Origin of the sequence: Flavobacterium terrae (assembly GCF_900142035.1) — a bacterium.
Classification (GTDB): Bacteria; Bacteroidota; Bacteroidia; order Flavobacteriales; family Flavobacteriaceae; genus Flavobacterium; species Flavobacterium terrae.
On the sequence record NZ_FQZI01000004.1, the window covers coordinates 239,552 to 252,685 of the forward strand.

Here is a 13,134-nt window from a genome sequence, read left to right on the forward strand (position 1 = left end):
GCCAAGAATAAAAAACAAAAAAATACACAAAATAAAAACGGGGAACGATTCATAATGATTCTTTCCCCGAATGTACTAATTCTTATTTTAAAACTCACAAAATTAATTACGGTTTTGGAGGTTTGATAGGTACAACATCGTCTCCTGGTCCTGGCTCAGTAAGTTGATTAGTAGTAAGAGTATCATTGATAGAAATTGTATCTGTTTCTCTTAGCATCATATTAGACACTTGATTAAGATTCACTTTACTTGCAGACTCATTTATTACACTATCAACGCTGTCAGTATCACACGATACCATATTATATCCTATAGTTGCTAGAGCAGCAACAAAAACTAAATTTCTCATTTTTTTCCTTGTTAAAAAATTACATAGGTATGGCCGTCCGAACACCACTTTCAGATCTTTTAAAACCATCCCTAAAATTGCTTTTAGAGTACTCTGTTATTTTTTTGGGAAGAAAAAAGTAGGTTCTCTCACAAAGGGTTATCTATACTTCCCTTATAAAATACCAATGTGGAAAACCGTACTTAGTTTTGAACTAGTTTTGTACATTTGTTCATATCGCGAAATAGAGCAAGAACTAATTCTGAAGCAAAGATGCCCCACATTTGCCGCTCTATTGATAGATTGCTCCTGTATTTCCGATATTTCGGAGATTACAAAGACAGTTTTCCGATTATTCCAATTATTCCGATAAATTTTGAAGTGCTTATGAGTAAAACTACTTTTGAAGATTATAAAATTGCTATATGGAGAGAATTCGAAATCATTAAAAAAAATGATGTCACAGGATTTTTTTCAGACTTATCCCCAGCAATGGTCAGAGACTATTATGTACATCTTATTGATAAAGGCTTATCGAAAGCAGATGAAGAAATAATGAAGTTGTTTTTTGAAACAAAAGAAAACGAATCATTAAAAAAGTCTGTAAATAATTCAAATACCGATAAGTTCAAACCAGTAATATCTTTTTTAACAGGGAAAACAAAAAATCCTGATAAAAAAATAAGAGTAGAATTAGCTGCCATTTTAATATCTTTCGAACAAAGACCTCATCATATATTTTCAAAAATTGAACCAGTAAAAGAAGAAGACAATCTAGACATTAAACAGAAAATAGAGATTAAAGTAGATAACATTGAAGAAGGATTATCAAATAATTCCGATAATCTACCTCAAAAACCACTTGCAAAACATTTATCAAATCAGAAAAATCCTGAAAACCCAAAATTCTCAATAAAAAAAGTAACAATTGGTTTAGGAATATTGATAATAAGTTTTTTTATTGCCGCTTTTCTTTATGCCTATTTAAATCATAAAGACTGCCTAGAATGGAAAAATGATCGTTACGTCGAGGTTGATTGTAATGCTGGATCTAATGGATTTATTAACACTAATACAAAAATCGGTTTTGATGAAAATCTTCTCAAAATAAGAAAAATAAATCCCACTGATACAACTTCTTATTTCAAAAATGGTAAAGCAACAATTTGGTATTGTAAAGATAATGATGGAAATATTGAACTGTTTAACACACCTGGATATCATCCGGTCACCAATAAAACATTAAAACCCATTACTGAATATATTATTAATAAATATAATTTATAAACAGAACCTTTATTAAATAAGACTATATCAATTTTTAAATGATTTCCGTTAACATCATTTAATTTTTTTTTGTTTCATAATATTTCTATAAAATAATTTGAAACCATTTTTGTGGCAAAATATTTGTTTCAAGTATTTTGAAACACAAGTAGTTTATGAAACACAAAAAATCATTAAAAGAAACATTAGGTATACCGCAAGAAGAATTAGCAGCTTTGCTTGGTGTAACTCGATCACAAATATCTATGTATGAATCTGGCAAGAGGGGATTACCTTTGACAGCTATGATTGAACTGACTAGCATGTTAACCTATATGGAGAAATCAAAAAGGAACGATAAATTATTCAAGGAATATCAGGAAAACGAAAAACAACTTACCTTGAAACAACTGGAAAAAGAGTTACAAGAAACAGTTTACTTACAACTACTACTTGAAAAACGCATGAATGTTGTGCAAAAAATTAGAAACGAAAATCTTAATGCTCTACAATTACTTGACTATTTGGAGACTAAAATACCAAAAAAAAACAATATTTTACATCAACATATTAAAAACAAAGCTTTGCTTCAATTAAAAAAGAACAGTGACTACCAGTTAGAAAGACTTGGCATTAAAAAAATGATATTAGAACTCCAGTCTAAAACATTGAAACAAAAGATCAAAACCATAAATAACGACAAGCCCAATGATTTGGTATAATTTTTAACTATAATTTATGTTTTTTCTTACAAATAGTTAATCTTCTGCTAAATTCATTTTGGCTTAAACAAATCGGCATCTTGTTTGATATTTCTTACATATAATTTTAAAACTAAAAAATATGTATTCATTTAACAAGATTACACTAGCATCAGATTGCGATGTGTTATTAGCATGGGCAGAGAAAGAAAAAGCAGATTTAGCTTTTAAAAAATTCTCAGAGGAACGTATCACAGCAAATTACAGCAGTACTTCGGTAGAAATTGAAGCAGTATTGCAAGGTGTATTAGCCGAAATTTCAGCTGTACAAACCGTTATTGATGTATTACCAGAAGGACCAACTAAGGAAAACGAAATCAAGCGAAAAATAAGACTGGAGTACAAGAAATTTTTGTTAGAAAACAGAAAAGACAGCTACGGTTCTGTAGCTTTACTGGAAAAAGAACTGGATCTTGAACGTATCAATAAGGAACTTGCCGAAGTAGATTTATTTATTACTGGAATTACTGCTCATAAGGCCACATTGTAAATCAAAAAAAGGGTGTCAGAAATGATGCTCTTTTTTTGTATATACAAATTGAAATAACAATATTGAAAGTCCTCATATCAACACAGATTTACACTCGAGTGCAACGACAGCCTAAGGAATCCGTGCAAAAGTTTCCAAACTAAGAGCGATAAAAACAAAAGCTACAAAAGTAATTTTGTAGCTTTTTAAAATTAGATTATAAGCACGGAAAACATTTCCCCGCTATTGGTTTTTCATCTCAAAAGCGGTGACCTCGAGAGCCTCCGCCTCCGCAGACAAATCAGTTCTTAATAAACCGTGCATAATTAAGATTTGTGCTTATTTCTCTATCCAAACTACCGTTGCCCAATAATTTCAAAGCCGTCATATGCGACTTGAACGCACTGTAAACCGTTTTGTTTTCTCTGTAGGTTACACCATACTGAGCTGCAACTTCTTTAAGTATGTGGGTGAGTTTCTGATAATGGATATGACAAATATCAGAACGAAGGTGATGAATAATATGAATATTCAATCCGCCAAAAAACCAATTCGACAGCTTGTTGTCAACTGAATAATCGGCAGTAGTTGCAAATACATGGTAAACATAATTTTCATATTCGTCATTGTGATTTGGAAAATAAGTGGAATCGATAATATGGGTTGTCTGGAAAGTAAACGACATCACCAATCCAATCATGAATAAAGTAAAAACAAAAGTAAAAACAATAAAAGACCATCCAAAAGGCAGCAACACTAATGGTAGTATAAGCATATACAAAAGATAAAATGCTTTGCCAATAAAGAGGATAATCCATTCAGATACGGGATGTTTGACACCCTTTAAGTGTATGTTTTCTTTCATAAAAAAATATTTGAAATCTTTATAGAAAACATAATACAACAAATACAAACCGTAAATAATGAAAGCATAATAATGTTGATACCTATGATAAGGTTTTAATTTCTGTTTGTCTGAAAGCCTGAAAAAGCCAGCCGTTTCGAGTGACATATCTTCATCTGTAACATTTAAGCAAGAATGATGCCCCTGATGGTGCATGAAACGCCACATATAGGTATTCACCCCTAAAAGATCATAGCTGTAGGCCCACAATTTATTTATGTAGCTTTTTTTGGAAATTGCGTTATGTAAGGCATCATGGCCCACATTAAAAGAAAAGAAAATATGTCCCCATCCGTGAAAAACATACAACAAGAAAAAAGATAATTTGTCAAAAGAAAATAAATAAATGAACAGGTACGAAAGTGACCACCATAACAAACCAGTAACCATTTTTATTTTCATGCTCCGGTTCGCTTTTACCGAAATATTATTTTCTTTAAAATAATTATTGATCCTTTCACGGAGTATTTGCGCGAATGAATCTTCAAAGGATGTTTGTGACATAACAGTTTTTTCGTTTTTAGTTGTTTAGTCAACCAATATACAAACATCTGAATTTTCCTACAACAAGTATTTGTACGTGAATTTCAATTATTTATCAACCAGTCCTGCTAGCCCTGATTTACAACCTTTGCAAAAACTAGAATCTTGTTTTAAAAGTTTATCCTGCTGCTTTTGCTATTACTAACTTGTATCGTATATTTTTGTAGCACAAAAAAATTGCCTTTTACTACTATGAACCCTTCCTTTTCAGACAGCAACCAAATTGGGATAGTAGCTACTTTCTCTGCGCTTGTAGGTACTGCCTTTCAGGGAGAAACCAATGCGCTCTGTTGGCACAGAAATTTAGATGGCGATTTTAAAGAGATTGTTTCCCACTTACGCCTAAAAGAAAATATAACCGTAGTTTCTCCCGACGATCTAACCGCACTCCATCTAACCGAAAAAGGGAATAAGGCTCGTGAAATAATTTTAAATGATTTACAACTACTCACTGATTTTGGCGCTTCGCCAACGCTTAATTTATTGAAGTGTTACGAGCGCGATGATGAATTTGATTTCATATCTACTGATGTGTATTCGTTTCATGTCGATCGTTCACCCATTGCAACAGATACTTTTTTGTGTACTTATCATGGAGCTTCAAGTGATATCATTGCTAATGCACACGCCATGCAAAAGGTTCTAATTCCAGAAATTAGAGCAAAGCTACAAGAACTACACGATGGCCCTGCTGAAGAATTTGAAGACTTTTTGAAAGAACATTACTTCGATTTACATTATCAAGCACATGAGGACGCAGAACCTATTAACTTGGGCATAGGGCACATTTGGAGACTGGCTGTAGACCATCCCAACCAACAAGTATTACCTTGCATTCATAGAGCACCAAAAGAAAATGAAGGAGAGTATCGGTTATTGTTAATTTGCTAGGTTTTTTTTGACCATTCGCTTTGCTCGGGTGAAATGTGTGCATACAAATGACTTCAGTTTGATAATAGAAACAACTTTTGTTTGATGAGTTTGTTGGCGAAAAATTTTTTCAGATTTTTTAAATTTGAAAGAAAAAGATTACTTTTGAACTTTAGCCAATTGCCTATATACAAGCCATGACAAAACGATTTAATGATTATAAAAGCCACATTGTTACTAGAGGAGAAACCACACAAGACATTTGTTTTCGCTATGGAATTCAAGAAAGCGACTTAGTAAAAGCAAACCCACATATTAAATTAGCTGTTTTTGGAGGAGGCTTTTTTAGCGCACAAATTTTCCGTTTAGACATTAAACAAGGAGATAAACTAAACATTCCATTTTACAATAAAGACAAGGATAAAAAAGGGGTAAAAACCATCCAAGGAAACAAAATTGCAAAAGTTGGCGTTTGGGAAAACTACGAAGTAGTGGAATGGCACGAAGGCACACCACAAGAAGACAGGGATCCATCAAAAGTAAATTGGGATTTGTACTTAATGAGAAACGGTACAAAACCTGAACTTGTACTACAAAAAAAGGAAGGTAAAATTCGTTTTCAGGAAAAAGCTGCTGGTAACAAATATAAAGTGGTTGGTTATCTTCATGAGCCAGAACTAAACAGCACTAGCGCTATTCTAGTAGATGTAAAACCCGCTGAAAAAAGAGAGATTTTAGGTGTAAAAATTAGTGACATAAACAACAAACCTATCAAAGAAGCAATCTCTTATGGTCAAACGATAAACGTACATGTCGAGACCACAGGGATGAAAGATGAATACGTATATCTTTCACTCTGGGAAGATGATGCAAAAGGAGAAGGTCACAATGAGTCTAACAAACTCAATCTGGTTGCCGAAGGAAAAGTTTTAGTTGGAAACAAAGGAGTGGCTCACAAGCAATTTGTTTTAAAAGCTGATTTTAAGAAAATAGCCAATGCATATTTATCTAAAGGAGATTCCGACGAAGGAAGTACTCACGAATACTATGTGACCGCCTACGCATCGGGCGAAAGCAAAGTCAGCAAAAATATTAATGTAATAAACCCTGATTATCAAGAAAAAAGAAAATCAGAAACGCAAGAGCACTTAAAAGGAACGGAACAAACCACTAAAAAAGAATCTACTTCAACTACGCCAATTGCGAGTGAAACCATAAAGGTTAAACCAGATGCAGTAAAAATTGAAGTAGCCGAGAGTACTACAGTGGCTAAAGTAGCCGATTCTAAACCTATAGTCGCTGGAGTCGAAGCTCTTGTAGATGCATATTTTGCAAAAGAAGAATTCAAAAAAGAAACTTCTGAAACAGATGGACAACATAAATATACCTTCCAAAAGAATAATAAGGATATTAACAAGGATGAAATCGCCGCTATCATTAAAAAACGAGTTGATGAAAAGGTCAAAAAAGACAAAAAATATGCTAAACTTGATGACATAAAAAATGCATTGACTCAAAAATCGTATGCTAAAGGAACCAGTATCACTTTTAATTTATACAAGCTTGGTCCTGAATATGTAAAAATAAACAATGCCCCTCTGGAAGAAGAAGTGTATGTAGTGGCAAAAACAGTACATTTAGATGGTAAAGAAGTAATCATCAAGATTAGAGAAAAAGAAGAAATCTTAGTGGCTAAAGATGCCGATTTAAAAGTGCTTGAAGCCAAAGAAAACGGCAATGAAATAACAGAATTAAAAGCTAAAGCCGAGAATGGAATTGCTAAAGTCAAGATAAAACTTCGTCCAAAATCAGACGAAGATTTAAAAACATGGAAGGAAAAACTTAAAGGTATTAAGGATGGCACTCACACTTATACTTTTGGAGGAGATGGCAACAAAACTAAAACTGACGATGAGAAAAAGAAGATAGCAGGAATTATTCTCAAAAAGGTCAACGAATCTCTTTCATCACAAAAGAAATTTGCTAAACTTGAGGATATTGTAAAAGCTTTAACCAATGAAGTTTACAACAAAGGGGAGCAAATCACTTTTGATGTTTATAAAGAAACAACTGAGTATCTTTGGCTAAAAGCAGAATGTACTGGAGACGTTAAAAAACATGAAGGGGAATTTTTGAAGCGTGAGGGTGCTTATTTCATGGTTGGGAAGAAATGTGAGTGTGAAGCGAGAATCAGAGCATTTATAAGAATGGTGAGAGTAGGAGAAGGAACTGGAGAAATGATTAAATCTCTCAATAAAAATAAAGAAACTGTTTATATTGCTCATGACTTTGAAATTGGTTATACAACAGGATATGGAGGTGTTAAAATTACTGATTTGAGTACACATCCACAGACAATCTATGAAGGTGGATCTTCTGCAGCAGGAGCTTATCAGGTTATGAGGTATACTTGGTGGGAACTAGCTGGTTTTGAAGTTGAAGATAAAAAGAAAACAGGCAAGTATTTCGAAGAACGTGATCTTTTAAAGAAGTATAAAATCTTAGATTATTCAGCAGAATCTCAAGACAAAATATGCGTTGCTCTTATGAAAAAGCAAAGACCAAATCTTATCACTAAAATTATCGCAAATAAGATTGAAGAAGCAATACAGAAAGAAGCCTGTTTTATTTGGGCAAGCTTGCCTGAAACAGAAAACGAAAGTCATTATACGATGCCTAAAGATAAGACTAAGAAACAACCTGCTACTCCACTGAAAACATGTATGGAACATTACAATCAATTTTTGGAAGAAGAATTAGAAGGAAATAGCAAGTTGCATCTTAAAAAAGGCTTTTTAAAAGACTTTGATATTACTTGTTGTAGTGGAAATGGATCTATTGGTACATGTTCAGATGACAGAACACAATGTTTCGAATATGCTGATGTGGTAACAAATCCAAGATTGAATAATCAAAGTGATAATGTAAACAAAAACAGATGGCATCGTACCAAAAGATATAATAATAGTCATCCAGAAGGTTATTATCATACTGGAACTGATATTTTGGCTTCTTCAGGCACAACAGTAAAATCAATGTTATGTGGAACTGTCTATGATTTAAAAGATAGTTTTACAGCAAATGAATATCAAGAAAATAGTTTAGGTAATTATATTGTTATAAAATCAAAAGATAAAGACGGAGAGGATGTTTATATTAAATATTGTCATTTAGACGAAATAACTGTTACAAAGAATCAAAAAGTGAAACATGGTGACTCAATAGGTAAATCAGGTAGCACAGGCAATGCAGCTTCAGTTTATGAAAAAGGGAAACTAATTCATGGAATAGATCCAGTATACAGGCACATACACATAGAGGCAGCAACTAGTGCCAGTTTTGGCAGTACTCGTGTTGATCCAGAAAAATACATGAAAACAAAATTTGACGAAACCACAAAAGGAAACCCAGAATGAAATTAAAACTCTTATTACTTAATTTGTTAACTGTACTATTTATAGTAAGTTGTAACGGACAGGAAAAACCAAAAACAATACCATCTAAGGAAAAAACTGATGAGTCCTCGTTGACAGATAATTTTTATAAGTTAAAAAAATTGTGCTTTAATTCAGATGAAAAGCTAATTTTCTCATCTGAATTAATAAAAAACAAAGGTAAGTTCACTATTTATTATATTCCATTTTCAGAACAAAACAATAACTATTATAATAATTTTGAAAAGAATAACGACATAACACTTTTGCATGATGAATTAAATTCTACAAATTATTATTCTCCTTCAGATAATAAAAAAATCGAAGCAATTTTAAAAGAAAAAACAAAAAAGGAAAATGATTTCGCTATAATAGGGACATATATCCCCAAAGAATTTATTACCATTGAGAGTGATAACGAATATTCTGTCAACTTTCCCTTTACTCAAAAGTATTATAAAAAAGAAAATGATAAATGGGTTTTTCTTTTTGAAAAGAAAATTTTAAAACCAGAAGATGAGATAAATCATAATTCTAAAAAATATATTACATCTCTTTCGTCTCAAAACAAACAAGCTAATAACCCTACTAAAAACTATTCAGCAAACGGGCGTTGGTTAATCGATTGTGAAAACGGAGTTGGTAAGTTAACTATTAAAGACAAAGAAGCTTCTTTGATTGTTCTTTACAATCAAATTTACATAGATATGATAGAACTTAAAAGAAATGATGCCGAAAAAGGAATTGCATACAAACTAAAAGAAATACCTGAAGACATAGGAAATATAGGAAGAGATCTAAATTGGAAAGAGTATCTAAATGATGAACCAATAGCCTATATAAAATTTATTAACGATAAAACCATTAAATTTTACTGGTACGGTTTTTACAACAAAAAGACAAAAAAGAGAGAATTTGAAGAAAATAATTTCAATCAAGAAACGCCAAACAAAGAAATAGTATTAAAGCTATGTCCAAAGTAAAGATTAACAACAATAAATGAAAAAAATATTTTTATCAATTATCATTGGATTACTTGTATCCAACTGCAAAAAAGAGAAAACCAATGTTAAATCTAAAATTGTTGTACCAAAAACAGAAACATTAAGCAAACACCAATCAAATAATAGTGTTAAGTTAAAAGAAGAAAGCTCTAAAGATGAAAAAGAGTCTTTTGTTTTTAGTTGTGGCACTGGTTGCGCTATAGTATATGATGAAATGTCTAGAAAAAGAAAGGAGAATTCAATAGAAATTAAATATACAGTTACACAATATATTAATGATAATGCAGAAAATGAATCTTTTAAAACATATATTTTTGAAAGTGATGAAAAAGGATATCTAAAAAGCATTCATTTGATTAATAATCAAATAAACCTTTTGAATGATGATAGTTTTATTTGGAAAGAAAAATTTACTGAAATCGGAATTGAATTATTTCCAAAAGGTTTAATAAGTAATTCACTATTCAAAAAATTTGAATTTAAATATACTGTTACTGAAGTCGAAACGGAAGAAGATACAAAGTATTTAATAAAAATAAATTTAAGAGATAAAGAAACAAATAAGATTCAAAAAATAGATTTCACCCCTGAAAACCTATATAACAAAAATCTTAATTTAAACACTTCAAGCCATTCTTATTTTAATCCCAACCAAAGCTTAATAAAAGCATCCGAAGGAATAGAAAGGTACCATGACTTAATAGTTCTTGATTATAATTTTGATGGTTTAGAAGATTTTGCAATAATAAATTATGAAGGAAGCAATGGCGGACCTCAATTTGCTTACTTCAAACAAAATTCAAAAAAGCAATTTGAATTAGACGAAAGTTTTACAAATGAAATACGATTTTTTCCATTAGAAATGAACCAAAAAGAAAAAACCTTAGAATTTGGTCATCCTTCAGGTTGTTGTCAAATAAACACTTTTATAGTCAAAATTCTACCAAAAGAAAAATGGAAAGTAATTTATACTAAACTTGAAGATATTTGATGATAATGTAATTAAGTTTGCTCATCCTAAGTCGGTAGCAATATTTTAAACTTTCACTACAATTGAAAACTATTACCAAATGAAAAACTACATTATAATCATACTTTTTATAGCATTTTTCTCCTGCAAAAATGAAACCAACAACAATTTAACTTCTGGTTCACAGGCAAAAGATTCAACAGAAATAGCAAGCGATAATAATAAAAAAGAAAAAATAGTCGATTGCGACCAACTTATCTATGACTTAGTAGTTTCAACTGATGTAACTAAAGGATATAAAGATTTTTTCACCAGAATAGAGAAAAACGATGGGAATAAGATTATCATTCAGGTTTATTTTGAAAATAATCTTTCGGACGACTCAAAGACTCCACAGCTAGTTGAAAGTACAATTGCATGGTTAGAATTCATTCCAAGTGAATCAAAATTATACAATATTACTATAGATCCAGATGATCCTGTCGAATTAAAATTTGACAAAAAATTAATTGATGAAAAACTCTTTAAGACTTGCAATGTAAATCCAAGTAAAACAAAAGAAACTATTGAGAATAACAATGATTGTGTTACAGAAGGAATTGAAATGGGTTCTAAAGAAGTTTGCTCCTTAAAAAACACCACGTTAAAAGAAGTGTATTCTTCTCTGATTAAAAACAAGCTAGTGGATAGAGCCGAAAAACTTCAAAAAGAATTACCCATAAAATCAGAAAGAATTGATGTCAATACAGATGGTTTAATCGATATAGATTACAAAGTCACAAAAAATAAAATCGACATAACAATGTCATTCGATGGTGGAGAGACTACAATTTTATTAGAACAAAAAGGAAGTAATGTGCAAAGAAGCATTGTACTTATTGCAGATTAGCAACATATACGAGTTATAACAATTTAGTTGTTTAAATGTATTTTTCAAAAAGGTATAAATCCCCCAAAAAACAAACTATAATCAATAATAATCAATGAAAAACCTTTTCTTATTCCTTACCTTTTCCATCACTAGCCTAACGTATTCTCAAACCATTCTCTTTCAAGAATACTACGAAGGAACGTTGGACAATAAAACCAAAATCTTTTTCTATTTTAAAATGGCGGAAGATGGCTGTCCGTCAACTTACGTACATGCCATCTATAAATATGCGACAAACAAAAATAACGACTGGATACTCTTAGAAACCACTTTCTCGGAAGAAAAACAGCAATACACCTTAGTAGAACATTACAATACCGGACTATTTCTACTCAAACGCGACAAAGGCAAACTATTCGGTTTATGGATCTCCCCAGACGGAAAAAAACAACTCAAAGTAGATTTAACCAAAGTCAAAGTGCCAAAATCAAAAATAGAAACCCTCGAAAGACAACTAGAAATAGAACAATACAAAGCCCACGACTGCTAAAGCAGAAAAAAACACTCCCCTCAACTACTGATAAGATCAGCAAGGTTGAGACTATAATTTTACTAGAACAAAAAGCATTGTACTTATTGCGGATTAATAGACTTAAAACCTCTATATCATTAAAGACGTATTATGATCTCAAAATGAAATAATATCAAAAACAACTTTCAAGTGAACAAAAAACACAAACTAACACTAGTCATAGGCTTACTGCTTTGCATAACCATCAGATTATTTTGTGGAGTTTTTGAACATGATGAATTTGGGGATGATGTGTATTTTATCAAACACAAACCTACTTGGAAATGGCGGTTTAAATCTCCGCAAGGGAAGTCTGATCTAAAAATCGATCAAATGACTCCAGCACAGCAAGAGGAACAAATTTTATTTGATGAGTTTGTGGGTAATCGTATAAGGAGATAAATAATTAAAAATCTTAATTTCTAATGAAATTTATATTTAATACAAGTATAGCGCTTTTGATTACGTTGAGTGGATTAGCGCAGCAAAAACCCTTAGATGAATTAAAGAAAGAAATAATAAATCAAAAGACTTTAGAAAAAGTAAATTATGTATTTCTATCTCGAACAATTTCACACATAACATTGAATGATAGTCTAAAAAGTGACTGGGTATATCCTTACAAACTTTTTTTAATCACAAATGAATTAGATAAAGTAATCGTTAGTGAATATAAAAACGGCAATACATCAAAAGCTTTTGAGATATCTAATTCTAAAATTTTCAAACTTTTAAAAAGCAATATGCAAAAGTTAAAAGCTGAGAAATTAAACAATTTTGAAAAGAAAAAAGATCATACAGACAGACCTGATGGTTATGATAAAATGGAAATTGACATATCTTTCAACAACATATCTTATCACAATAAGTTTGATGGTTATCTATTAGATTTTTCAAGTAATTCAAAGCTCAAATTAGTAGAACTCATCTTAACTATTGAACACGAATTTACTAAATATTACAAAACTCATCCTTTTTATGTCGAAACCCGATAGCACTGATCTATTCAGTTTGTCCGCTTCGCTAGAATATTATCCAAATATTCAAATGACTTCAGTTTGATAATAGGAACAGCTTTTATTTGATGAGTTTGCTCACGGAAGAATTACAAGATAAATCATATAGGTATTTACTACTCTATAA

Annotated in this window: 13 protein-coding genes; 11 read left to right on the forward strand and 2 right to left on the reverse strand. The window is 31.3% G+C overall.

Annotation, left to right across the window (positions count from 1 at the left end):
- Positions 1-106: 106 nt before the first annotated feature.
- Entirely contained in the window at positions 107-349 is a 243-nt protein-coding gene (locus tag BUC09_RS11695) for a hypothetical protein (RefSeq protein WP_143161920.1), read from the reverse strand.
- A gap of 366 nt (positions 350-715) precedes the next feature.
- On the opposite strand from BUC09_RS11695, the gene BUC09_RS11700 reads away from it, so the two are divergent.
- From BUC09_RS11700 to BUC09_RS11710, 3 genes are all read left to right on the forward strand, one after another.
- Positions 716-1,615 (forward strand): hypothetical protein, encoded by a 900-nt coding sequence (locus BUC09_RS11700; protein ID WP_073311776.1) that lies wholly within the window; start codon positions 716-718, stop codon positions 1,613-1,615.
- Positions 1,616-1,770: 155 nt separating this feature from the next.
- Positions 1,771-2,316, forward strand: a complete 546-nt coding sequence (locus BUC09_RS11705; RefSeq protein ID WP_073311777.1) for a helix-turn-helix domain-containing protein — start codon at positions 1,771-1,773, stop codon at positions 2,314-2,316.
- Positions 2,317-2,437: 121 nt separating this feature from the next.
- Positions 2,438-2,845 (forward strand): hypothetical protein, encoded by a 408-nt coding sequence (locus BUC09_RS11710; protein ID WP_073311778.1) that lies wholly within the window; start codon positions 2,438-2,440, stop codon positions 2,843-2,845.
- Positions 2,846-3,125: 280 nt separating this feature from the next.
- On the opposite strand, the gene BUC09_RS11715 is transcribed toward BUC09_RS11710, so the two are convergent.
- Positions 3,126-4,232: a fatty acid desaturase family protein gene (locus BUC09_RS11715; protein WP_073311779.1), complete on the reverse strand. Its 1,107-nt coding sequence runs from the start codon at positions 4,230-4,232 to the stop codon at positions 3,126-3,128.
- A gap of 231 nt (positions 4,233-4,463) precedes the next feature.
- Here BUC09_RS11715 and BUC09_RS11720 point away from each other — a divergent pair, with 231 nt between their 5' ends.
- From BUC09_RS11720 to BUC09_RS11750, 8 genes are all read left to right on the forward strand, one after another.
- Complete coding sequence (locus BUC09_RS11720) at positions 4,464-5,162, forward strand: DUF1826 domain-containing protein (RefSeq protein WP_073311780.1); 699 nt, start codon at positions 4,464-4,466, stop codon at positions 5,160-5,162.
- A gap of 176 nt (positions 5,163-5,338) precedes the next feature.
- Positions 5,339-8,557: a peptidoglycan DD-metalloendopeptidase family protein gene (locus BUC09_RS11725; RefSeq protein WP_073311781.1), complete on the forward strand. Its 3,219-nt coding sequence runs from the start codon at positions 5,339-5,341 to the stop codon at positions 8,555-8,557.
- Complete coding sequence (locus tag BUC09_RS11730; RefSeq protein ID WP_073311782.1) at positions 8,554-9,558, forward strand: hypothetical protein; 1,005 nt, start codon at positions 8,554-8,556, stop codon at positions 9,556-9,558. The genes BUC09_RS11725 and BUC09_RS11730 overlap by 4 nt, the downstream gene beginning before the upstream one ends.
- Positions 9,559-9,574: 16 nt before the next feature.
- Positions 9,575-10,570, forward strand: a complete 996-nt coding sequence (locus BUC09_RS11735) for an XAC2610-related protein (RefSeq protein WP_073311783.1) — start codon at positions 9,575-9,577, stop codon at positions 10,568-10,570.
- A 79-nt stretch (positions 10,571-10,649) separates the two neighbouring features.
- A complete protein-coding gene (locus tag BUC09_RS11740) occupies positions 10,650-11,438 on the forward strand; it encodes a hypothetical protein (RefSeq protein WP_073311784.1) in 789 nt (262 codons plus the stop codon).
- A gap of 94 nt (positions 11,439-11,532) precedes the next feature.
- Positions 11,533-11,970 carry a hypothetical protein gene (locus BUC09_RS11745; RefSeq protein ID WP_073311785.1) on the forward strand — a complete coding sequence of 146 codons (438 nt, stop codon included), beginning with the start codon at positions 11,533-11,535 and terminating at the stop codon, positions 11,968-11,970.
- 171 nt (positions 11,971-12,141) lie between these two features.
- Positions 12,142-12,393 carry a hypothetical protein gene (locus BUC09_RS14705; RefSeq protein WP_143161921.1) on the forward strand — a complete coding sequence of 84 codons (252 nt, stop codon included), beginning with the start codon at positions 12,142-12,144 and terminating at the stop codon, positions 12,391-12,393.
- Positions 12,394-12,416: 23 nt separating this feature from the next.
- Positions 12,417-12,986: a hypothetical protein gene (locus tag BUC09_RS11750; RefSeq protein ID WP_143161922.1), complete on the forward strand. Its 570-nt coding sequence runs from the start codon at positions 12,417-12,419 to the stop codon at positions 12,984-12,986.
- Positions 12,987-13,134 lie beyond the last annotated feature (148 nt).

Coding starts and splice junctions, on each gene's coding strand:
- BUC09_RS11740 (WP_073311784.1), top strand. CDS start 10,650: ATGAAAAACTACATTATAATCATACTTTTTATAGCATTTTTCTCCTGC.
- BUC09_RS11695 (WP_143161920.1), bottom strand. CDS start 349: ATGAGAAATTTAGTTTTTGTTGCTGCTCTAGCAACTATAGGATATAAT.
- BUC09_RS11710 (WP_073311778.1), top strand. CDS start 2,438: ATGTATTCATTTAACAAGATTACACTAGCATCAGATTGCGATGTGTTA.
- BUC09_RS11735 (WP_073311783.1), top strand. CDS start 9,575: ATGAAAAAAATATTTTTATCAATTATCATTGGATTACTTGTATCCAAC.
- BUC09_RS11715 (WP_073311779.1), bottom strand. CDS start 4,232: ATGTCACAAACATCCTTTGAAGATTCATTCGCGCAAATACTCCGTGAA.
- BUC09_RS11750 (WP_143161922.1), top strand. CDS start 12,417: ATGAAATTTATATTTAATACAAGTATAGCGCTTTTGATTACGTTGAGT.
- BUC09_RS11720 (WP_073311780.1), top strand. CDS start 4,464: ATGAACCCTTCCTTTTCAGACAGCAACCAAATTGGGATAGTAGCTACT.
- BUC09_RS11745 (WP_073311785.1), top strand. CDS start 11,533: ATGAAAAACCTTTTCTTATTCCTTACCTTTTCCATCACTAGCCTAACG.
- BUC09_RS11705 (WP_073311777.1), top strand. CDS start 1,771: ATGAAACACAAAAAATCATTAAAAGAAACATTAGGTATACCGCAAGAA.
- BUC09_RS11730 (WP_073311782.1), top strand. CDS start 8,554: ATGAAATTAAAACTCTTATTACTTAATTTGTTAACTGTACTATTTATA.
- BUC09_RS11700 (WP_073311776.1), top strand. CDS start 716: ATGAGTAAAACTACTTTTGAAGATTATAAAATTGCTATATGGAGAGAA.
- BUC09_RS11725 (WP_073311781.1), top strand. CDS start 5,339: ATGACAAAACGATTTAATGATTATAAAAGCCACATTGTTACTAGAGGA.